The organism is Halobellus ordinarius (assembly GCF_031823395.1).
Classification (GTDB): Archaea; Halobacteriota; Halobacteria; order Halobacteriales; family Haloferacaceae; genus Haloquadratum; species Haloquadratum ordinarius.
On sequence record NZ_JAVQKJ010000002.1, the window covers coordinates 99,341 to 119,479 of the forward strand.

General features: G+C 65.5%; 21 protein-coding genes. 14 read left to right on the top strand and 7 right to left on the bottom strand.

Features of this window, described 5'->3' with window-relative positions; genetic code table 11:
• Positions 1-86 precede the first annotated feature (86 nt).
• The 4 genes from RJT48_RS00770 to RJT48_RS00785 all read left to right on the top strand — a co-directional run bounded on the left by RJT48_RS00770 (position 87) and on the right by RJT48_RS00785 (position 3,523).
• A complete protein-coding gene (locus RJT48_RS00770) occupies positions 87-446 on the top strand; it encodes a hypothetical protein (RefSeq protein ID WP_311170322.1) in 360 nt (119 codons plus the stop codon).
• A 165-nt stretch (positions 447-611) separates the two neighbouring features.
• Positions 612-1,910 carry an O-acetylhomoserine aminocarboxypropyltransferase/cysteine synthase family protein gene (locus tag RJT48_RS00775; RefSeq protein ID WP_311170323.1) on the top strand — a complete coding sequence of 433 codons (1,299 nt, stop codon included), beginning with the start codon at positions 612-614 and terminating at the stop codon, positions 1,908-1,910.
• A 187-nt stretch (positions 1,911-2,097) separates the two neighbouring features.
• A complete protein-coding gene (fer, locus tag RJT48_RS00780; protein ID WP_311170324.1) occupies positions 2,098-2,487 on the top strand; it encodes a ferredoxin Fer in 390 nt (129 codons plus the stop codon).
• 292 nt (positions 2,488-2,779) lie between these two features.
• A complete protein-coding gene (locus RJT48_RS00785) occupies positions 2,780-3,523 on the top strand; it encodes a DNA polymerase sliding clamp (RefSeq protein ID WP_311170325.1) in 744 nt (247 codons plus the stop codon).
• 63 nt (positions 3,524-3,586) lie between these two features.
• Here RJT48_RS00785 and RJT48_RS00790 read toward each other — a convergent pair whose 3' ends face one another.
• Positions 3,587-4,066, bottom strand: coding sequence for an SHOCT domain-containing protein (locus RJT48_RS00790; RefSeq protein ID WP_311170326.1), 480 nt, complete (start codon positions 4,064-4,066; stop codon positions 3,587-3,589).
• A gap of 239 nt (positions 4,067-4,305) precedes the next feature.
• The gene (locus RJT48_RS00795; RefSeq protein WP_311170327.1) at positions 4,306-4,893 is read right to left on the bottom strand and encodes a DUF7474 family protein; all 588 of its coding nucleotides are present in this window, start codon (positions 4,891-4,893) and stop codon (positions 4,306-4,308) included.
• Positions 4,894-5,022: 129 nt separating this feature from the next.
• Between RJT48_RS00795 and RJT48_RS00800 the strand changes: the two genes are divergently transcribed.
• A complete protein-coding gene (locus RJT48_RS00800) occupies positions 5,023-6,270 on the top strand; it encodes a DNA primase (RefSeq protein WP_425604695.1) in 1,248 nt (415 codons plus the stop codon).
• Between the two features lie 54 nt (positions 6,271-6,324).
• Here RJT48_RS00800 and RJT48_RS00805 read toward each other — a convergent pair whose 3' ends face one another.
• On the bottom strand, positions 6,325-6,519 hold the full coding sequence (locus RJT48_RS00805) for a DUF7472 family protein (protein WP_311170329.1): 195 nt from the start codon (positions 6,517-6,519) through the stop codon (positions 6,325-6,327).
• A gap of 127 nt (positions 6,520-6,646) precedes the next feature.
• On the opposite strand from RJT48_RS00805, the gene RJT48_RS00810 reads away from it, so the two are divergent.
• On the top strand, positions 6,647-7,453 hold the full coding sequence (locus RJT48_RS00810; RefSeq protein WP_311170330.1) for an SWIM zinc finger family protein: 807 nt from the start codon (positions 6,647-6,649) through the stop codon (positions 7,451-7,453).
• A 12-nt stretch (positions 7,454-7,465) separates the two neighbouring features.
• Here RJT48_RS00810 and hjc read toward each other — a convergent pair whose 3' ends face one another.
• Complete coding sequence (gene hjc / locus RJT48_RS00815) at positions 7,466-7,936, bottom strand: Holliday junction resolvase Hjc (RefSeq protein ID WP_311170331.1); 471 nt, start codon at positions 7,934-7,936, stop codon at positions 7,466-7,468.
• A 117-nt stretch (positions 7,937-8,053) separates the two neighbouring features.
• Between hjc and RJT48_RS00820 the strand changes: the two genes are divergently transcribed.
• From RJT48_RS00820 to RJT48_RS00830, 3 genes are read left to right on the top strand one after another with little or no spacing between them, the layout of a single operon-like run.
• Positions 8,054-9,724: an ATP-binding protein gene (locus RJT48_RS00820; RefSeq protein WP_311170332.1), complete on the top strand. Its 1,671-nt coding sequence runs from the start codon at positions 8,054-8,056 to the stop codon at positions 9,722-9,724.
• 28 nt (positions 9,725-9,752) lie between these two features.
• A complete protein-coding gene (locus RJT48_RS00825; RefSeq protein WP_311170333.1) occupies positions 9,753-11,192 on the top strand; it encodes a sulfatase in 1,440 nt (479 codons plus the stop codon).
• Positions 11,193-11,618, top strand: coding sequence for a GtrA family protein (locus RJT48_RS00830; protein ID WP_311170334.1), 426 nt, complete (start codon positions 11,193-11,195; stop codon positions 11,616-11,618). It abuts the gene before it with no gap.
• Between the two features lie 37 nt (positions 11,619-11,655).
• Here RJT48_RS00830 and RJT48_RS00835 read toward each other — a convergent pair whose 3' ends face one another.
• Complete coding sequence (locus RJT48_RS00835) at positions 11,656-12,939, bottom strand: adenosylhomocysteinase (RefSeq protein WP_311170335.1); 1,284 nt, start codon at positions 12,937-12,939, stop codon at positions 11,656-11,658.
• 486 nt (positions 12,940-13,425) lie between these two features.
• Between RJT48_RS00835 and RJT48_RS00840 the strand changes: the two genes are divergently transcribed.
• Together RJT48_RS00840 and RJT48_RS00845 are read left to right on the top strand one after the other, a co-directional pair.
• A complete protein-coding gene (locus RJT48_RS00840) occupies positions 13,426-14,895 on the top strand; it encodes a PAS domain S-box protein (RefSeq protein ID WP_311170336.1) in 1,470 nt (489 codons plus the stop codon).
• Between the two features lie 364 nt (positions 14,896-15,259).
• The gene (locus RJT48_RS00845; protein ID WP_311170337.1) at positions 15,260-15,589 is read left to right on the top strand and encodes a winged helix-turn-helix domain-containing protein; all 330 of its coding nucleotides are present in this window, start codon (positions 15,260-15,262) and stop codon (positions 15,587-15,589) included.
• Between the two features lie 7 nt (positions 15,590-15,596).
• On the opposite strand, the gene RJT48_RS00850 is transcribed toward RJT48_RS00845, so the two are convergent.
• Positions 15,597-16,904, bottom strand: a complete 1,308-nt coding sequence (locus RJT48_RS00850; RefSeq protein ID WP_311170338.1) for an amidohydrolase — start codon at positions 16,902-16,904, stop codon at positions 15,597-15,599.
• 254 nt (positions 16,905-17,158) lie between these two features.
• Here RJT48_RS00850 and eif1A point away from each other — a divergent pair, with 254 nt between their 5' ends.
• The 3 genes from eif1A to RJT48_RS00865 all read left to right on the top strand — a co-directional run bounded on the left by eif1A (position 17,159) and on the right by RJT48_RS00865 (position 19,087).
• Positions 17,159-17,449, top strand: coding sequence for a translation initiation factor eIF-1A (gene eif1A, locus RJT48_RS00855; protein ID WP_311170339.1), 291 nt, complete (start codon positions 17,159-17,161; stop codon positions 17,447-17,449).
• A gap of 79 nt (positions 17,450-17,528) precedes the next feature.
• On the top strand, positions 17,529-18,428 hold the full coding sequence (rio1, locus tag RJT48_RS00860; RefSeq protein WP_311170340.1) for a serine/threonine-protein kinase Rio1: 900 nt from the start codon (positions 17,529-17,531) through the stop codon (positions 18,426-18,428).
• A gap of 116 nt (positions 18,429-18,544) precedes the next feature.
• Entirely contained in the window at positions 18,545-19,087 is a 543-nt protein-coding gene (locus RJT48_RS00865) for a KH domain-containing protein (RefSeq protein ID WP_311170341.1), read from the top strand.
• 29 nt (positions 19,088-19,116) lie between these two features.
• Here the strand turns inward: RJT48_RS00865 and RJT48_RS00870 are convergent, their stop codons facing one another.
• Complete coding sequence (locus RJT48_RS00870) at positions 19,117-19,887, bottom strand: DICT sensory domain-containing protein (protein WP_311170342.1); 771 nt, start codon at positions 19,885-19,887, stop codon at positions 19,117-19,119.
• Positions 19,888-20,139 lie beyond the last annotated feature (252 nt).

Consider the following 20,139-nt stretch of genomic DNA (forward strand, 5'->3'; position numbering starts at 1 on the left):
TACGAGACGAGAGTAATCATTATGACGTCGTTGCTGCCGAGCGCCGAACCCGAACGCACTTTTCGGTCCGCGCTGTCCCCGTAGATATGTCTCCCGTCGAACTCGCCGCACGCCTGATCGGTCTCCTCGTCGCCGTCGCCGGCGGCGTTCTCGCGTGGGCGGGCCTGCGTGCCCCGACCGCTGCTTTCCGCGGCGTCGAACTGTTCGCCCGCGGCGACGTCGGGACCGTCGCCGGCGCCGTCAGCGTCGGCCTCCTCCTCGCGGGCGTCGCCGTCCTCGTCGACCGGGGGCGATCGATCGCGGTCTCCGTCGGCGGGGCCGCGCTCGTTGCCGCGGTCGTTCTGGTCGTGGTCGACACGCCCGCGACCGTGAGTGTGCTCGGAATGGGCGCCGTCGCGGCGGCCGCGCTTCTGGCGGGTGCGTCGATCGGCAGATCTCGGGCCTGAGCGGAGTGTGAGACCGATCGGCGGATCTCGGGCCTGAGCGGAGTGTGAGACCGATCGGCGGATCTCGAACCCGGACGGCGGGCCGATCGACGGCCTGCGTCGCAGGTAGCGGCGTAATTTGCACACGCCACGGCGGTTAGGCGCCCCCTCCGAGAAGGGGCAGGTATGTCTGACGACGAGACACCGCAGGGATTCACGACGCGAAGCCTCCACGCCGGCCAGGAGCCCGATCCAGCCACCGGCGCTCGCGCCCAGCCGATCTATCAGACCACCTCCTACGTCTTCGACGACGCCGAGGACGCCGCCGGGCAGTTCGCGCTCGAAAAAGAGGGGTTCATCTACAGCCGGCTGATGAACCCGACCGTCGCGACCCTTCAGGAGCGGTTGGCGTCGCTCGAAGGCGGCGTCGGGGCCGCGGCAACCGCCTCCGGGATGGCGGCGCTCGATCTCGCGACGTTCCTGCTCGCGGAGGCGGGCGACAACATCGTCACCGCGGCGTCGCTGTACGGCGGCACCTACACGTACTTCACCCACACTGTCGAACGGCGCGGTATCACGACGAAGTTCGTCGACACGCTCGATTACGACGCCTACGCGGAGGCCATCGACGAGGACACCGCCTACGTCCACCTGGAGACGATCGGTAACCCGGCGCTCGTGACGCCAGATATCGAGCGGATCGCCGACATCGCCCACGACCACAACGTCCCGCTTTTCGTCGACAACACCTTCGCGACGCCGTATCTCTGCCGCCCGATCGAGCACGGCGCGGACCTGGTGTGGGACTCGACGACGAAGTGGATCCACGGCGCGGGCACCACCATCGGCGGGATCCTCGTCGACGGCGGGACGTTCCCGTGGGCCGACCACGCCGAGAAGTACCCCGAGATCGGCGCCTCGAACCCCGCCTACCACGGCGTCAACTTCGCGGAGCGGTTCGGCGACGCCGCGTTCACGTACGCGGCGATCGCTCGCGGCCTGCGCGACCTCGGGAACGCGCAGTCCCCCTTCGACGCGTGGAACACGCTCGAAAAACTGGAGTCGCTGCCGATGCGGATGGACCGGCACTGTGAGAACGCGATGGCCGTCGCCGAGTTCCTCGAAGACCACGAGGCGGTCTCGTGGGTCAACTACCCCGGCCTGGAGAGCCACGAGACCCACGAAGAGGCCTCCGAGTACCTCGAGGGCGGCTACGGCGGGATGATCACGTTCGGCCTGGAAGCCGGCTACGAAGCCGCCCGCGACACCGTCAACAACGTCGAACTCGCCTCGCTGCTTGCGAACGTCGGCGACGCGAAGACGCTCGTGATCCACCCCGCATCGACGACCCACCAGCAACTGACCGAGGAAGAACAGGCCGCTGCGGGCGTGACACCGGATATGGTCCGACTCTCGGTCGGGATCGAGGACGTCGGCGACATCATCGCCGACTTAGAGCAGGCGATCGAAGCCGCAACGGAGTGAGGACGCAGAGAGGAACTGCGGACGTCGCGCCGGGGTGAGCACGCCGCGACCCAACCTGTCGGAACCGCGGAAAATCGAGGATCGATATCTACTCCCCCCGAGCAGACGCCGCTTTCTCGCCCGGACCACCGACCGCTCGACGTCCGAACAGCAAAGTCTAATGGGGTGGCTTACGAACTGCCGGGTGATGCCTACTGTAGAATACCTCAACTACGAAGTGCTGGACGACAACGGCTGGGATATGGACGAGGACGACCTCTTCGAGAAGGCCGCCGACGCCGGACTCGACGCCGAGGACTATGGCTCCCTCGAAGTCAACCAGGGAGAGTACATCCTCGAAGCCGCCGAGGCGCAGGGCTACGACTGGCCCTTCTCGTGCCGTGCCGGCGCCTGTGCGAACTGTGCGGCCATCGTCAGGGAGGGAGACATCGACATGGATATGCAGCAGATCCTCTCCGACGAGGAGGTCGAAGAGAAGGACGTCCGGCTGACCTGCATCGGGTCGCCGGCCGCCGACGAAGTGAAGATCGTCTACAACGCGAAACACCTGGATTACCTCCAGAACCGCGTCATCTAACTTAGCGGAACGACGAGTTCCGCGACTGATGCCCTTTCCGGGGGACGCATCCGGTGCGATCCCCTGATCATCTCTGTCAGCCGCTGCTCTCTCGGCAGATGCTACCGTAGTGCAGAGAACAGACGGGCGCAAAACTTCTGCAACGGTTGCTCTGGCCGAATCAGCTGACTCGGGTCGGTCCCTCTGCTATCACTGACCGGTCGCGGAGACGACCGAGAAGGCCACCCCCAGCGCCGACGTTCCGTCGCCGGATCAGGAGTATTTTTAAGACGGCTGTCGTACCACTGTCCATATGTTCAAGGCCATCGTGGGCGCGTCGACATTGCAGGACGCGCTCGACTCGGTGAGCGTGCTGGTAGACGAGTGTAAGATCCGGCTGAACGAGGACGAACTGTCAATCCGCGCCGTCGATCCCGCGAACGTCGGGATGGTGGATCTCTCGCTCGCTGCCGCCGCCTTCGAGTCCTACGAGGCCGACGGGGGCGTCATCGGCGTCAACCTCTCGAAACTCGAGGACTTCGTCGGGATGGCAAGCGGCGACGAACTCGTTGAACTGGAACTCGACGAGGAGACCCGGAAGCTTTCGATTCGGATGGACGGCCTCTCCTCGACGCTGGCGCTCATCGATCCCGACTCGATCCGCCAGGAGCCCGACATCCCCGATCTGGATCTGTCCTCGGAGATCGTGATGGAGGGCGCACAGCTGGATCGGGGGATCAAGGCCGCGGATATGGTCTCCGACCACGTCCGGCTCCGCGTCGATCCCGACGCGGAGGCGTTCCACATCCAGGCCGAGGGCGACACCGACGACGTCGACTTCCAGCTGGACGTCGACGACCTCATCGACCTGACCGCCGGCGTGGCGGACTCGCTTTTCTCCCTGGACTACCTGAAGGATATGAACAAGGCGATCCCGAAGGACGCCGAGGTCACCGTCGAACTCGGCGAGGAGTTCCCGGTGAAGATCCACTACGCGGTCGCCGAAGGACAGGGCAACGTCACGTATATGCTCGCGCCGCGCATCCAGAGCGACTAGGCCACTACTGCCGGGTTACACAAAGGCGAGGAGAAAGCCTCGCACTGCAGCGCGGGGAGAAAATCAATCCCCCTCTCGACGTCCGGCCAATTCGGATTCGATCCCGGTCGACATCGGAGCCGTCTCCTGGTCGACCCCGGTCCCAGTTTCCCGCTCGTCCTCGTCCGACGGCGGGTCGATCAACGTTTCTAGCCGACGTTCGAACTCAGCCTCGGAGACGGCCCCCGACGCGTACTGGTGTTTGAGTTCGGCAACTGCATCCCTCTCGTGATCGGACCGGCTCCGTGTCTCGCCGCCGCCCGGGGCGAGCAAAAGCGTCGGAGCCAGAGCCGCAGCCGCCAGCGTCAGCACTGATCCGACGAGCACCAGGAGGCTCGGCAGGGTCCCGCTCCACGTACTCGATACGAGCCGCACGGTGTAATAGAACAGGATGGGTGCGGCGACGGCACTGAGGCCAGCGAGCGCGTACCGCCATCGTCGGCGGTCCGGAGTGTATCGTGCGAGTCTGCGTTTCGAAGACGAGTCGGGTTCTGGAGGGCACATCAGCGGGAGTCTCGTCCCGGTTTCGTGTTAATTTTGGGGTGATACTGATTACTCTCGTCGCTTCCCGCCGAGCGCCGTCGACGGAGGGGTGTGCTCGGCGGGAACTGATGAGAGTACTCAGTATGAGGAGCGGTCGGGGTGAATCTCTCGCGGCTGTCGAAGTCTGTATGAGCCCTGTCGCGCTCGCTGATCTGCAGGCGCTTCAAGGCGAGTGTCTCGGGGCTTGTCCCCGAGGTACTTCACCCGTGCCGGTCGATGATGCGCTTTGCCGCCTCGGCCTTCTCCTTCCAGCCGTATCCGGCCTCGTAGACGTGGCGCTTCGCGTCGACGAGCTCTTCGGGCGAGGACTCCTCGAAGCCGCCGCGGGCCCACGCGCCGCTTTCGTGGAGCCACTCGATCACGTTCGCGCGCGTCTCCGACCACGACAGGCCGACCATCTCGTACCACGCGATCATCGCGAAGGTGGCGTTGTCGTGACAGCCGGGGACGCTGCCCTTCCGGTAGATGGTCCGCATCGGCTCGCGGGTCGGCTCCGACACCGCCTCGCGGAACTCCGTCGGCGTGAGCAGGCGGAGCACGTCGTTGGCCTCGTCGACGCGGCCGTCGCGCTTCAGCCGTTCGAGCGCCGCCCGGTGGAGCGCCCCCCACTCGCCGTCGACGGCGTCGTAGAGGTCGGACTCCGGGGTTGGTTCCGCCGTGAGCCGCGCGACGATGTCGGTGTACGCCTTCTCGACGTCGGGCCACGGCGTCCCCTCGAACTCGCAGTCGGTGTCGTGGAGGCTGTTCGTGGCCCGGCAGTCGGGACACGGGTAGTCGAACTGCGGCACGGGCGAAGCGAGGACGCGTGCCGTCTTAGATGATACGGTATTTGCGGTCGGGGGAGGTCGACAGGCGGGTCGGGGGAGCGCCGACCGCCGTGTTTATTCGCCGCCGCCCGCAACGGACGTGCGATGCCGATGGACCCGCTGTACGCGCGCTACCCGTTCTTCGAGGGCGCGCGTGAGGCCGTCCGCGAGGCGGACATCTCGCCCGCGGCGCTCATCGCCGAGGACGCGCCCGCCGTCGAGCGGGCGACAGAGCGGGTCGAACGCGCGCTGATGGCCGGGACCGTCGCCGCCGAGGAGCCGCGCCGCTGGGAGTCACGGGCGGAACTGCTCTCGTATCCGATCGCGCGTATCCTCGTGTCGCTGATCGAGACGCCCGCGGCCGTCGACAAGTACGCGGCTGCGGAGGCGAACACCGCCCGCGAGCGGTTCGAGGCCGACTTCGCCGCCGACGGAGAATCCGGAACCGCGGGCCGCGCCCGGGCCTCCCGCGAGGCCGTCCTCCGGGAGTTCGACCTCGGCGGGGCCGTCCGCCCCGAACGGACCGATGGACCCGGCGGCAACCGGGCGGGACGCGCCACCGGCGGTCGCTCAGGCGGGCGGGCGCCGTCGCACTACCGGGTCGACCTCGGCCCGTATCTCGACTTCGCGGATTCTACCTGGGGCGAGCGGTGGCGACTCGTCAACCGCGAAGTCGCCGAGGGCGCGGTCCGAATCACCGACGAGGGACTGACTCGGATCCTGGAAGCGGCCGTCGAGCGGCGCGTCGCGGCCGGGCTCCCCTTCGAGGTCCGCGGCGACGACGGCGGCGACGCCATCGCAGAGGCGCTGGCGCCGGCCGTCTCCGAACTCAGGTCGCTCCTGAACGATCACGGCGCTACACGCGAGCCAAACGTCGAGACGGTGGTTCCCGCGCTGTTTCCGCCCTGTATGAAAACGCTCGTCCAGCGGACCCGCAGCGGCGAGGCGCTGCCGGACCACACCGAGTTCTCGCTGGTCTCGTTCCTGGTGGCGCTCGGATTAGACGCCGAGGAGGTGTTGACGCTCCTCGACGTCGGTGGCGCCGACGACAGCACTCCTGAGAAGGAAGGCGCCGGCGACAGCGACGACGCGGCCGACAGCAGCGACGAAGCAGACAGCAACGGCGAATCCGGCGCTAACGAGCGGCGAGAACGGATCAAGACGCGAGTCGAGTACCTGACCGAGGGCGACGGGACTCAGTATCCGCCGCCGTCGTGTGCGACGATGAAAGCCTACGGCGACTGCGTCGATCCCGACGAGCGGTGTGAGACGATCTCTCACCCGCTGTCGTACTACACGGATGCCGTGCGGGATGCCGGCGACGTCCGCGACTGGCGCGAAGCGACCGAAGGCGGCTGATTCGTATCTGTCTCCCGGTGAGCGCGGGTACGGCGACGCATCCGCCTGGAGCGGTCAGTCGCCCAGATACACGCCGACAGCGGCCATCACGATCACGAAAAGCGTGATCGCCGCCACCAGGGCGAGGCCACCCGTATCGCCGAGGTCGGGGCCGAACTGCATCCCGATACCGATGAAGACGGCGAAAAAAGCGCCGACGGAGACGATGGAGACGGCGATCTTTCGGCGCATCTCCGCGTCTATTTCCATACCTGCGCCTTCCGGTGGCCGTTCTAAAAGGGCTTCGATGCGTTCGGGCGTGTTCCACCTGAAACGAGGGTTTAGGGTCGTGGAGCCCGTAACTTCCGCTGAGAGAGCTACGCTCTCCGGAATACCGATGACGCACACTCGAAACACACCCGCGTCAGAAACTGCCGGGGCCGCGGGTGGACGAGGGACGCCCTCGCCCGACCTCCGACAGCCTACCGTACGCAAAGCCCGGACGCTTCCTGCCGAGGGATACGAGGGACGCGCCCGCCGCGCCCGCGCCGAACCGATGACGGTCAGACCCCTCCGCGACGGTCGCTACGTCGTCGAGACCGCGGGCGGGACGTACGTCGTCGCCGTCGATCGATCGACGTGTACTTGCCCGGATAGCGCCATCCGCGGCGCCCGCTGCAAACACACCCGTCGCGTCGCCGCCGAGATCGAGTTGGGATATGTCCCGGCGCCGAACGAGCGCGAGAGCGTCTGTGCCGTCTGCGGCGGTCGCGCGTTCGTCCCGCTCGCCGCCGACGGGCCGGCGCTGTGTGAGCGGCACGACCACGACCCTGGCGAACTCGTCCGCGACCGGGAGACGGGGACGCTCCTCGTCGTCGTCGCCGCCGTCGGTGAACGCGCCGACGAAGCACGGACCGACGAGGGACGCGTCGTCGCGAACTACGAGACCAACGCCGCCTACGGCGGCCACGAGCCCGTGTTCGCGGCCAGATACGTTGATGCCCTGCCGCCTCGCGACGGCGCAGTCGACGCTGCCGGCACGGATGCCGACGGCGACGACACCGACGAGCGGTCTGTGGACGCCGAGGGCCGCCGCTACCTGTTTCCGGCTTCGCGGCTCCGTCCGGTAGAACTCGACACCGAGGATCCGACGGCGGAAGACTCGCACCCAGACTGTGGATCCGCAAGCGGGATCGTCCCGTAGTCCCGTCCGTCGCTATGCTTCGCCGTCGGTCCCGTCACCGCCGTCGTCGACACCGTCGTCGCCGACCTCGGTCAAGCGGGCCTGCGCCGGGCCGCCGACGAACGACTCGAAGTCCTCGCCCTCCGCGAGCGCGGTCTCCTTCTTGACGCGGTAGTTGCCGCCGTCGGTCGTATGGAGATCGCCGGGGTGGAAGAAGTACCAGGATTCGCGGTCGAAGCGGACGCCGATCCGCGCCTTCGCGCCGAAGTTCTGGGCGAAGTAGACCAGCGCCTCGACCTCCTCACCGGTGAGATAGATCGGCCGTCCGGAACTGGACTTGGCCTCGATGGCGTAGAAGACGTCGCCGTTACCGGCGAGCACGTCCGGGAGTTCCCGCTCGGTCGCCGACCCCGACGCGGGGGCACGCATCACCGCAAAGCCCGCCTCGTCGAGCCGGTTGACGAGTTCGCGCTCGCGGCGGTCGCCTTTCCGGTTCGAGGACATACACGACCGCTGGCTGCGGCCGGACATAAATCGGGCGAACCCGGTCGGGCCGTCGGTTGTGTGTAATCGCTGCCAATCCGAGCCACGTTGAATCGGGAGTGTGTCGTCGGTCTCCCCGTGTCTCAGCGCAGGCGCCGATGGTGGGCCGGGGGCAGCGGGTTCGTGGTTGCCGGAATCGGGTTTCTTCTGACCCGGTCGACGACGGCCGCGTCGGCGACCGCCGAGTCGTCGGCATCGTTTCTCTTCGGAGAGGTCCCGTTTCTGGTCGTGGGGCTCGGGCTCTCGCTTTTCGGCGTCTCGATGGCGGTCAGCGAGTGGGGGCGCGAACACGGAGTGACCGTCGCACGCTGGTGTCTGTTCGGGACTGCGGCCACGGGCATCGCCGTCGCCGCCTCCCTCTTCGGGGCCGGGATCTTCGGTGCGCCGTCGGGGGCGCAGACGGTCGCCCTCGGCCTCGACATCCTCCTGACCGGCGCAGTCGGGGGAACGGTGACCGGGATCCAGGTGTCGCGCCGCCGAGCGAAAGGCCGGGCGGTGGCCGAGCGCAACACCCGGCTCACGCTCCTGAACCGGATCCTCCGCCACGAGGTGCTGAACAGTCTCAACGTCGTCCGGGGGTACGCGGGGATCGTCGGGACGGACGACCGTGAACCGGCGGGCGGTTCCGCGGACGGCGACCGCGAAGCGACCGCCGATGGCGGGGTCGCCGACGCCGCGGACGCGATCGAACGGAGTGCTGATCGCATCAACGAGGCCATCGAGGAGGTCAACCGCCTCACGCGGTCGGGGACGACCGGGACCGTCGACCTCGGAGCCCTCTTGGAGTCTTGCGTCGCGGATGCAGAGACCCGGTACCCGCACGCCGAGTTCGAACTGCAGAACAACACCGATGACAGCGTCGCCGTGGCGACCGACCGGATCGAATATCTGTTCGAACATCTGCTCGGCAACGCCATCGAGCACAACGACGCGGCGAGGCCCCGCGTCCGCGTGGAACTGGACAGCGACTGGGAGACGGTGTCGGTCACCGTCGCCGACAACGGGAACGGGCTCCCGGAACGGCAGCGACGGGTCCTTCTCGACGGGGAACTGCCCGAATACGACGATCCCGGTGCCGGATTCGGGCTGACGATCGTTCGCCTGCTCGCGACGGAATCGAACGCCGACGTCGCCGTCGGCCGGGGAATCGACGGCTCGGGTGTCGGGATCACGCTGACCTTCCGCAGAGAGCGGACACCCGACGGGACGGCGGTTGCTGCCCTCGGCGGTGGGGTGTCGGCCGGATCACTCGGTGTCGCGGCTGCCGCGGCGACCGTCGCGGGGTTCGTGATGGGCGTCCCGCTCAGTCTGGTTCAGGGGTCGATCCCGGTCATCGGGGCGCTCTACGGAATGCCGTCGCCGGTCGCCGGCTGGACGGTTCACATGTTTCACAGCGTCGTCTTCGGACTCGGGTTCGTGGCACTGCTCTCGACGCCGCGGCTGATCCGATATCGGTCGGAATCGGCCGTCGCCGCCGTGCTCGGCGGGCTTTACGGAACGGCAGTCTGGTTCGTCGCGGCCGGGTTCGTGATGCCGGTGTGGCTGCGCGTAATCGGGCTCCCGGCGACGATTCCGAACCTCGAACTCGCTGGCCTGTTCGGTCACCTCCTGTGGGGGGTGACGCTCGGCGCCGCCTTCGCCGTGGGTCGGCGACGGCTCCCCCGGTACGGCAGCGGGATCAAGAAATATATACGTGCAACCCTCCACAAGGCGAACAACGCAGGACATCGGTCCGACAAGGGGGCGTGAGGACCGGTGCCCGGATCGACCCCGAATGATGGAGCCATCAACCGAAATATCGAACGTGGTGCTCGTTACGGTCGACTCGTTGCGAGCGGACGCGCTGGGGACGTACGACGAACGCCGGCATACCCCGGTGATGGACGACCTCGCCGACCGCGGGACCGTGTTCGAGCGGGCCTTCGCGACCGGTAACTGGACGCCGTTTTCGTTCCCGTCGATCCTGGCTTCCCGACCGGTGTTCGCCGACTCCGGCGACATCGGCGTCGAAGACGTGCCGACGATCGCACGGACGCTCTCTGACGCCGGATTCGCCACGGGCGGGTTCAACGCCGCCAACGGCTTTCTCACCTCCTTTTGGGGGTACGACGACGGCTTCGACGAGTTCGAGTCGTTCGTCGCGAACGTCGGATCGAGCCTCTACAGCCGGTACCTCGCCACGCATCCCACGGTCGAGGCGTGGTTACAACTGGCGACCTCGCCGCTGCGACGGCTTCGCTCACGGCTCGCGGGCAACGCCGACGACCGGCCGTTCCTCGACACCTCGCGGATGTTCGACGTCGAGCACGGCGCGGCGTCGTTCCTCGAGGATACCGACGAGCCGTTCTTCCTGTGGATCCACTATATGGACACTCACACGCCGTACGTTCCGGCGCCGCGCTACATCCGCGAGGTCTCTGAGGGCTTCCTGGGCACCCACCGGATGCTGCACGCACACACCCGGACCGGCCTGGGGCTCGAGGTCGACGAGCGGACGTTAGAGGAACTCCGGACGCTGTATCAGGCGGCCGCCCGGCAGGTCGACGCCAGCATCGGCCGGTTGCTGGACGAACTGGACGCGACCGGTCAGAGAGACGAGACGGCCGTCGTGCTGGCGGGCGACCACGGCGAGGAGTTCCAGGACCACGGCCACCTCGCTCACTACCCGAAGCTCTACGACGAACTGATCCGGGTACCGCTCGTCGTCGACGTCCCCGGCGTTGAGGGAGGGCGGATCAAAGAGCACGTGGGACTGGACGCGATTCCCCCGACGGTCACGGAGTTGCTCGACGTCGACGCCCCAGCTGAGTGGGCCGGAACGTCGCTTGCGCCGACAGTGCTGAACGGCGAGACCCCGTCCGACGAGCCGGTCGTTTCCGTCACCGTCCGGGGCGAGGAGGTGACCGCCCAGCCGATCCCGCGGTCGCTTTCCGACGGCGACCTGCTCGTCTCCGTGCGGGACAAAGACTGGACGTACATCCGGAACGTCGACGCGGATTCCGAAGAGCTGTACTACAGCCCCGACGACCCCGGACAGACGGCGGATCGGTCGGACCACCCCGACGAGGCCGCCCAGGACGTCATCGATCGGTTCCGACCGATCACCGAGGCACACGCGAAACTGCTCCGTGAGAAGGACGGAGGTGACGCGGACGAATCGGGGGAAGGGATCGACGAGGATCTCGGAGCGCGGCTGGAGGCGTTAGGCTACCGATAGATGCTGCGGAGCTTTCTCCGAAACCTCCATAGCGGTCCGCTCGTCCTTCAGCTCCGGCGGTTCGTCATCGTGGGTGTCTTCACTGCAGGCGTCCAGATGGCGCTTCTGTGGCTTTTTGTCGACGTCGGCGGCCTACACTATCTGATCGGGGCGGTGGTATCGATCGAGATCACGATCATCCTCTCGTATGTCCTCAACAACGCCTGGACCTTTGAGGCGACCCAGAACACCGGAACCGGGGAGTACCTCTACGGACTCCTGAAGACGAACGTGGTCCGGGGGACGGCGATCCCGATCCAGCTCGCGGTGCTCTTTGCGCTCGTCGAGTGGGTCTCGCTCTTCTATCTCGTGGCCAACGCTGTGGCGATCGTCATCAGCGGCATCTACCGGTACGTGCTCGACGCGAAGTGGACGTGGGGGCAGTAGCCGATACATCGCCGCCGTCTCGCTCAAAGTCGTTCGCTTACGTTCCGTGGCTCCAGCTGTTCATATACTCCGCCTGCGTGTCCGTCAGCGAGTCGATCTCGACGCCCTCGGCGTCGAGTTTGATCTCCGCGACCTCCCGGTCGAGTTCGTCGGGGACGTCGTGGACGCCCGGGTCGTATGCTTCGCCGTTCTCGACGAGTTCGCGGACGCAGACGGCCTGGATGCCGAACGACTGGTCCATCACTTCGACAGGGTGGCCGAGTGCGATCGGCGAGGCGAGGTTGACGAGTCGCCCTTCCGCGAGCACGTTGAGTCGGCGGCCGTCCGGTAGCTCGTAGGCACGGACGCCGTCGCGCGCCTCGTACTCGTCGACAGCGAGATCCGAGAGGTCCTCAAGGTTGATCTCGACGTCGAAGTGGCCGGCGTTCGCGAGCAGCGCGCCGTCGTCCATCACCTCGAAGTCCTCGCGAGTGATGACGTCTCTGTTCCCGGTCGTCGTGACGAAGACGTCGCCGACCGCGGCTGCTTCGTTCATCGGCATCACGTCGTAGCCCTCCATGTGCGCCTCCAGGGCGCGGCGCGGTTCGACCTCGGTGACGATCACGTTCGCGTTCTGGCCGGCGGCCTTCTTCGCGACGCCCTTCCCGCAGTAGCCGTAGCCCGCGACGACGACGTTCTTGCCGGCGTACGAGAGGTTCGTCGTCATCGCGATGGTCGCGAGCGAGGACTCGCCCGTGCCGTGGACGTTGTCGAAGAGCCGCTTCATCGGCGTGTCGTTGACGGCGAACACCGGATAGTCGAGCTCGCCGTCCGCGGCCATCGCGCGCAGGCGGTGGACGCCGGTCGTCGTCTCCTCGGCCCCGCCGACGATGGTGTCGATCAGTTCGGGGTAGTCCTCGTGGATAGCGTAGACCATGTCCATCCCGTCGTCGACGGTGATCGTCGGCTCGTGGGCGACGACCGCCTGGATCGCGGCGTAGTAGTCGTCCTCCCCCACGCCGCGTTTCGCGTAGGAGGTGATGTTCTCGTTGTCGTCGAGGGCGGCGCTCACGTCGTCGTGGGTCGACAGCGGGTTACAGCCGGTGATCGCGACCTCCGCGCCGCCGAGGGCGAGCAACTCGACGAGGTTCGCGGTCTTCGCTTCGACGTGCATCGCCATTCCGAGGGTGTGGCCTTCGAGCGGCCGTTCCTCGCTGAACTGCTCGCGGAGTTCCCGGAGGATCGGCATATGCTGCAGCGCCCAGTCCATCTTCCGCCGGCCCTCCGTGCGAGCGGACTCGATGTCGTCGAGTTGCTCGCCGATCGGTGGATACGCACTCATACCGTTCGGTAACGGGAGGCGGGGCAAAACGCTACCGAACCACCTTTTTGCTGCGTCGGGTGCGCCGCAGGCGCACCGCTCTCCACGGGCGACCCGCAGGTCGCCCGTGGGGAAGCGAGACGGCTCCGCTGTCTCGCCCTCCTTGCAAAAAGCTGTCTCGCTGAGCGGAGCGAAGCGAGGCTCGTGAGACCCTTGCGTCTCACGGTGGACCAAAAAATACCCGCTCGCTCGGCCTTCGGCCTCGCTCGCGGTGCGATTGCTGGAACGTATATCCTCTCCTTTTCACCCAATTCGTTGTTATTTGATCGACATTCTATCGAGTTCTTCGTTCGGTATCCTTCTGAATGCCTGCGGACGAATTGATCGAAATTCACCACGGAATACGTTCTCTGGCCTTTGAACTCTCCGAAAAATGGAAGTTCAAGCGTTTCAGTTTTGAATTCTCTCGGCCCCTACTATAAAATAATCTGTGGCCCACGAATGGGTATGGACGACCAGAACGGGGAGGATCGGACGTCGACCCTGAGCCCTGCTGGCGTTGTCAACGCTCTGCAGGCGGTCGACGAGCTATTCTATGTCTTTACGGCCGACGGGGAGTTTCAGTACTGGAACGACGCATTGTCAAGAGAGACGGGATATGCTGATGCAACGATTGCGGCGATGGATCCGGTCGATTTTTTCGTCGCCGAGGATCGAGAACTCATCACCGACGCCATCGACCGTGCCCTCGACGAAGCGTATGCTCGTGTCGAGGCAACGCTACAGACGAAGGACGGGGACCGTCTCTCCTATGAATTTTCGGCCGTTTCGTTCACCGACGATTCGACGGAGTTACTCGCCGGTGTCGGCCGAGACATCACCGAGCGCAAACAGCGTGAAGAGGAGTTGCTGATCAACGAATACACGATCGAGTCCGCGCTCAGTGGAATCGCCATCGCCAATCTCGATGGTGAGTTGATCTCGGTCAACCCGTCGTTTCTCGAACTGTGGGGCTACGAAACCGAAGACGAAGTTCTCGGGAAGTCTGTCACAGAATTCTGGAAGCGACCTGAAGAGGCAGCAAAGGTAGCAAGCAGTGTCGAAGAAACCGGCCAGTGGAACGGGGAACTACTGGCCGTCCGAAAGGACAACACCACTTTCCACGCACAGTGCTCTGCAAGCACCGTCACCGACAACGAGGGGGAACCACTCGCGTTGATGTCCTCGTTCGTGGATATCACGGCTCGCAAGAAACGCGAGCGCGAGCTTCAAAAACAGACCGAACAACTCGAAGAGTTCGCGAGCGTGGTCTCACACGACTTGCGCAACCCGCTCAACGTCGCGATGGGAAGACTCCGCTTGGCTCAGGACGAATACGATGGTGACCACCTGACACACGTCGAAACCGCATTAGAGCGAATGGAGGCCATCATCGAAGATACGCTCGTCCTGGCTCAGCAGGGTCAGAAGGTCGGTGAATCGGAACTCGTCCAGATTCAGCAAATCGCACATCGAAGCTGGGAGATGGTCGATACCAGTACAGCAACACTCGAAGTCAGTGATGGGTTCGGGATTTATGCTGATCAGGGCCGACTGATGCATCTGTTCGAGAATCTGTATCGGAACTCTATCGAACACGGCTCTTCGAATCCGCGTTCGGATACTCACGCGGACGATGTCGAACACGCTACTGATGGGGTAACGGTTCAGGTTGGACGGCTCGACGACGCTGGATTCTATGTCGAAGACGATGGGCCCGGGATCCCCGAGGAGGAACGCACGAAGGTGCTCGAAGCCGGCCACAGCCAATCCTCGGAGGGCACCGGATTCGGGCTTGCGATTGTCAATCGAATCGCCGATGCTCACGGCTGGACGTTGTCGATTACTGACTCGAAGGAAGGGGGCGCCCGATTCGAATTTGTAAATGTGGATCTCTGCGATCCGAATCGAACGGTAGACGAACCCTCTCAAAATTAACGAAAAATGCAGTGTCGGGACACGGATTACTTGCTGACCCGCTCCAGCTTCGAGTGCACACCGACGTAGATTTATGTACGATAGCGGGGCCAGGCGTCGTGTGACGTAGACACGGCCCCACGTCGGGCTGCGGGTGCTCGGCACGTCGGCGTGGGGAGCGGCTGTGCCGACTGTTCGCTACGATCCATACTGATTACTTCCGTCTCTTCCCCCCGAGCGCCACTCCCGTTGACAGCGCTCGGCGGTAGAAAGTGAGAGTAATCACTATCGGACGATAAGATCGCTGAGAGCGGAAACCTGTCGAATGCGTCCCACTCTCTGGCAAATGCTTTCACGGTTCGCTCCGATAGTACGGATGGCACAGATGTCCTCCTATGAGGGAGAACGCCGTAGCGAGGAGGCCGAGCAGGCGCTACCGCGGTCGGTAGCTCTGAAGCTTTTGGCCAGCGACACCGGGGTCGCGCTCCTCCGAGCGGCGGGGTCTCCGGCGACGGCCTGCGAACTCCGGGATCGCTCCGGTGTCCCGCTGTCGACGGTCTACCGGGAGACGAGCAAACTCGTCGAAGCCGGGTTGCTCGAAGAGACCGTCCGCGTCGACGTCGAGGACGGCCGCCACGCCAGCGTCTACGAGCGGGCCGTCGAGTCGCTACGGGTGTCGGTGACGGACGACGGCGTCGACGTCATCCCCGAGTAAACCTCTGTCATTCCGTACGAGAAGCGAGATCCGCGGCCCGCTCTCTTGCGGTCTCGACCACGCGCTCCTCGTCGAGCGTCAGGACCTCCCGGTCCCGCATCAGGACCTCGCCGTCGCAGACCGTATGGCGGACGTCTGAACCGCGGGCGGCGTACGCCAGGTGGCTCACGAGGTCGTGGGCCGGCGCGAGATGGGGCGCGTCGAGATCGACGACGGCGAGATCGGCGGCGGCGCCGACCTCTACGCGACCGCCCGGCAGCGACAGCGCCGCCGCACCGCCTTCGGTCGCCATCCGGACCGCCGCCGCGGCGGGGACGGCGGCGGCGTCGTCGGCACCGAGTTTGCCGAGCATCGCGGCGTCCCGGAGTTCGTCGAAGAGGTCGAGATCGTTGTTCGAGGCCGCGCCGTCGGTGCCGAGCGCGACCGTTACGCCCGCATCCAGGAGATCCTGCACGGGCGCGATTCCGGAGGCGAGCTTCATATTCGACGCCGGACAGTGGACGACCGCCGTCCCGCGATCCGCGAGCAGGTCGATCTCCACGTCGTCCACGTGGACACCGTGTGCCAGGAACTCCGCGTCGGAGAGCAGTCCGAGGTCGTCTGCGTACGCCAGCGGCCGCTCCCCGCGATCCTCGACGATCGGCTCGACTTCGTCGCGCGTCTCGTTGGCGTGGTAGTGCACCGGGATGCTCGCTTCGTGCGCCTCGGCGGCGATCTCCCGCAGCAGCGACTCCTCGACGGTCGTCAGCGAGTGGGGCATCACCGCCGTTCGAACCCGGCCGTCGGCGGCGCCGTCGTACTCGCGAGCGACGCTGAGGCTCTCTTCGACGTCCGCGCGGGCTGCCGCCTCGTCCTTGCCGACGGTGACGATTCCGTGGCCGACGCGGGCGCGCATCCCCGCTTCGTCGATTGCGGCGACGATCTCGGGGACGTGGAAGTACATATCCGCGAACGTCGTCGTTCCCGAACGGATCATCTCGACCATCCCGAGTTCCGCGCCCGCTCGAACGTCCGCGGGGGTGAGTTCCGCCTCCGCGGGCCAGATATCCTCGCGCAGCCACGTGTCGAGCGGCTTGTCGTCTGCGTATCCCCGGAGCAGTGTCATTGCCACGTGCGTGTGCGCGTTAACGAGTCCAGGTATCACGAGTCCGCCCGAGGCGTCGAGCCTCTCGTCGGCGTCGTGGTCGGCCGACAGCTCCGGACCGACCTCCGCGATCCGCCCGCTATCACGATCAACGAGGACGTCCGCGTTCGTGACGCTGGCGTCGGGCCGGAGCACCCGACCGCCCGCGAGAAGGAGTGTCTCGGAAGTCATAGGCCACGCTTCCGCCGGCGCCCGTATGAGCGTGTCGTCTGTCGGTTGGGCGGGGAAGGTCCGATTATCGATCGAGGGTCGGTTGGACGGGGAACGGTTCGATATCGATCGAGGGGTCAGCCGTCCGACTGTCGCCCGAGGGGTCTCCCTCCGTCAACTGCTCGGAAACCCGCCCTGGAGGACGGAATCGATCCGGAGCGTCTGTCACGGCGGGTCTCGCAGAACTTTTACCGGACCATACCGAACGCTCGCGTATGAGCGACGACGAGAACAGGGGGCGACGCGACCTCCGGATGCCGGACGACGACGAGGTGTTCGCCGTCGTCACGAATATGCTCGGAGCGAACCGCGTGAAGGTCCGCTGTGCCGACGGCGTCGAACGCACCGCACGGATCCCTGGCCGGATGCAGAAGCGCATCTGGATCCGCGAGGACGACGTGGTCCTCGTCGAACCGTGGGACTGGCAGGACGAGAAGGCCGACGTCGTCTGGCGGTACGAAAAGTCCGAGGCGGACCAACTCAGGGAAGAAGGACACATCCAGTGATAATGATTGTTGTCGTCTCTTACCGGTGCTCGCCCGTACCGGGGGTGGCGAGCACCGGTAAAACGGAACAACAATCAGTATGACTGACTCCGAGGAGTACGGCTTTTTGTCTCCCGACGAGGTCGATGCCCCCGGCGACGAGTGGGAGGAAATCGACGTCACAGACACCGAGGCCGACCGGATCGCCCGCCGTCGCGACCGGAAGTTCGACCAGTTCCGCAAGCGGCTGAAGGACGCCGACCAGTTCAAAGTCGAGCAGTCGGTGTTCGACGACGCCACGTTCGCCGCCATCTACAAACTCGTTCAGGACGGCCACGTCGACGCCTTCGGCGGCCCCATCTCGACCGGAAAGGAGGCCAACGTCTACGAGGCGCTCGGGAGCCTCGACGGTGCGGAGCGCGACGTCGCCGTAAAGGTCTACCGCATCAACGCCTCGAACTTCCAGCAGATGCGGGAGTACCTGGAGGGCGACCCGCGCTTCGAGGGGATCGGCAGCGACAAGAAAAAAGTCGTCCTCGCGTGGACACAAAAGGAGTACGCGAACCTCACCCGGGCCAGACAGGCGGGCGTCCGCGTCCCCGAACCGATCGCCGTCGAGCGGAACGTCCTCGTGATGGAACTGGTGGGGCTCGTCGAGGACCGCGCCCGACGACTGGCGGAGGTCGACGTCGAGAACCCCGAAACGGCCTACGAGGTCGTCCGTGAGTATATGCAGCGACTCCACGCCGCGGGACTCGTCCACGGCGACCTCTCGGAGTACAATATGATCATCCACGACGGCGAACTCGTTATCATCGATCTCGGACAGGCGGTGACGGTGCATCACCCCAACGCCGAGGATTTCCTCCGCCGGGACTGCCGCAACGTAGCCAGTTTCTTCCGGCGGCAGGGGCTCGACGTCACAGCCGACGACCTCTTTGCGTTCGTCACCGACGTCGACCCCGAACCCGGCGGGACGCCGGACGGGCCGGACGCCTGATTTCGGGCTCCCTTGCGGCTACGATGTCGAGTCCCGTGCGGTCCCGTAATGGGAGGGCGCATCCGCCGGAAACACCCAACAAAGTGCTTAAATCGCTCCGTCGGGTAGTCGACAGTATGAAACACGTGAAGGTTCCGCAGGACCGCATCGGCGTCCTCATCGGCGAGGGCGGTGAGACGATGCGCGAGATCGAACGCCGGGCGGAGGTTAGACTCGACATCGACTCCGAGACCGGTGCCGTCGCGATCGACGACGTCGGCGACCCGGTCTCCGGGATGCTCGCGCCGGACATCGTCAAGGCCATCGGCCGCGGATTCACCCCCGAGTCGGCGCTGTCGCTCCTCGATAACGACCTCCGGACGTTCGAGCTGGTCGACCTCGAAGCGCACACCAGGAACAAGAACGACCTCAAGCGGCAGAAAGGGCGGCTCATCGGCGAAGACGGGCGCACCCGCGAACTGATGGAGGAACTGACCGGCGCGGAGGTCGTCATCAAGGGGACCACGCTCGGCGTCATCGGCCAGCCCGAGGAGGTCGACGCCGTCCGCCGGGCGGTCGGGATGATTCTCGACGGCGCGCCGCACGGTGCGGTTTACTCCTTTCTCGAACGGAAGCACAACGAACTCACCCAGGGCTTCGACGTCCGGCAGTCCGGCTGAGCCGGCGCGTTTCGTGTTCGCGTGCTGGGTCACCCGCCGTAGGTGCCGTCGAGATAGGCCGCGACACGTCGTGCCGCGTCCGTATCGACAGTCCAGACACCCTCCCATTCGGTGTCGTCGTCGGTGACGGCGACCAGCACCGCGCCCGAGACGTCCTCGCCGGCAGGCGGGGCGAAGACGACGAACCAGCCGTTCCGGATCTCCGCGGCGTCGTCGGTGTGGACCGTCACCGACTGCGAGTCCAGCGGGCTGGCGTCGCCGACGCCGTAGACGTGGACGTCGAGGTCGGTGGCCGCCAGTTCTTCGTACGCGTGTCTGGTCCCCCGTTCGTCGGCGATCCGGGAGAGCCGCTGGAAGCCGGTGTGGAGTTCGCCGCGCTCGTGGCGGAGCGCCATCGCCTCGATGTAGCGGGAGATCTCGATGAGCAGGAGTTTCCCCTTCGAGCCCTCGGGATAGCCGCGGACGCGGAACCGCAGCCCCTGAAGGCTGCTGACGACGTCCGGCGTCTCGACGTCGGCGAGCGAGCGACTGCCGGTGACGTAGATGTCCGAGTTGACTGCGAGGATCGCATCACGGACGTCCTCGAAGTTGGATTCGGCGACAACGTCGCCGTTCCGTCGCAGTCGCACGACGTCTGCCTCCGAGAGTGCGCGGGAAACTTCTGAGACCCCGATCGACTGCCCGGTGAAGAGGCGATCGAGCATCCGGAAGACCGTCGGCGGCTGGCTGCTGTTGACCACCGACAGCGACGTCTCGTGGCCAGCCTCGGAGAACTCGTCGACGAACTCCCGCAACTTCATTACGAACTACAACACAACTCCTCCTAATAGGGTTTACCCGGCAGTAACGGAATAGAAACGTGATCCTGACCTACACCCCGGCGAATATCCGTCCGCTGGACGTCGAGACGGCTGCTCCGTTCGAGGCACATAAAAGCATCTATTGATAGTAGTTAACACGGATTTGGCCGGCCCTACTGTGCTTTCGGCGTTCCGTAGCGTTATATTTATATAGAATCACAAACAATCAAAGGTTGATTATGTCTCAGCGAA

Excerpts from the sequence above, each read along its gene's own strand:
- RJT48_RS00770 (WP_311170322.1), top strand. The coding sequence starts at position 87 with ATGTCTCCCGTCGAACTCGCCGCACGCCTGATCGGTCTCCTCGTCGCC.
- RJT48_RS00775 (WP_311170323.1), top strand. The coding sequence starts at position 612 with ATGTCTGACGACGAGACACCGCAGGGATTCACGACGCGAAGCCTCCAC.
- fer (WP_311170324.1), top strand. The coding sequence starts at position 2,098 with ATGCCTACTGTAGAATACCTCAACTACGAAGTGCTGGACGACAACGGC.
- RJT48_RS00785 (WP_311170325.1), top strand. The coding sequence starts at position 2,780 with ATGTTCAAGGCCATCGTGGGCGCGTCGACATTGCAGGACGCGCTCGAC.
- RJT48_RS00790 (WP_311170326.1), bottom strand. The coding sequence starts at position 4,066 with ATGTGCCCTCCAGAACCCGACTCGTCTTCGAAACGCAGACTCGCACGA.
- RJT48_RS00800 (WP_425604695.1), top strand. The coding sequence starts at position 5,023 with ATGGACCCGCTGTACGCGCGCTACCCGTTCTTCGAGGGCGCGCGTGAG.
- RJT48_RS00805 (WP_311170329.1), bottom strand. The coding sequence starts at position 6,519 with ATGGAAATAGACGCGGAGATGCGCCGAAAGATCGCCGTCTCCATCGTC.
- RJT48_RS00810 (WP_311170330.1), top strand. The coding sequence starts at position 6,647 with ATGACGCACACTCGAAACACACCCGCGTCAGAAACTGCCGGGGCCGCG.
- hjc (WP_311170331.1), bottom strand. The coding sequence starts at position 7,936 with ATGTCCTCGAACCGGAAAGGCGACCGCCGCGAGCGCGAACTCGTCAAC.
- RJT48_RS00825 (WP_311170333.1), top strand. The coding sequence starts at position 9,753 with ATGGAGCCATCAACCGAAATATCGAACGTGGTGCTCGTTACGGTCGAC.
- RJT48_RS00830 (WP_311170334.1), top strand. The coding sequence starts at position 11,193 with ATGCTGCGGAGCTTTCTCCGAAACCTCCATAGCGGTCCGCTCGTCCTT.
- RJT48_RS00835 (WP_311170335.1), bottom strand. The coding sequence starts at position 12,939 with ATGAGTGCGTATCCACCGATCGGCGAGCAACTCGACGACATCGAGTCC.
- RJT48_RS00840 (WP_311170336.1), top strand. The coding sequence starts at position 13,426 with ATGGACGACCAGAACGGGGAGGATCGGACGTCGACCCTGAGCCCTGCT.
- RJT48_RS00845 (WP_311170337.1), top strand. The coding sequence starts at position 15,260 with ATGTCCTCCTATGAGGGAGAACGCCGTAGCGAGGAGGCCGAGCAGGCG.
- RJT48_RS00850 (WP_311170338.1), bottom strand. The coding sequence starts at position 16,904 with ATGACTTCCGAGACACTCCTTCTCGCGGGCGGTCGGGTGCTCCGGCCC.
- eif1A (WP_311170339.1), top strand. The coding sequence starts at position 17,159 with ATGAGCGACGACGAGAACAGGGGGCGACGCGACCTCCGGATGCCGGAC.
- rio1 (WP_311170340.1), top strand. The coding sequence starts at position 17,529 with ATGACTGACTCCGAGGAGTACGGCTTTTTGTCTCCCGACGAGGTCGAT.
- RJT48_RS00865 (WP_311170341.1), top strand. The coding sequence starts at position 18,545 with ATGAAACACGTGAAGGTTCCGCAGGACCGCATCGGCGTCCTCATCGGC.
- RJT48_RS00870 (WP_311170342.1), bottom strand. The coding sequence starts at position 19,887 with ATGAAGTTGCGGGAGTTCGTCGACGAGTTCTCCGAGGCTGGCCACGAG.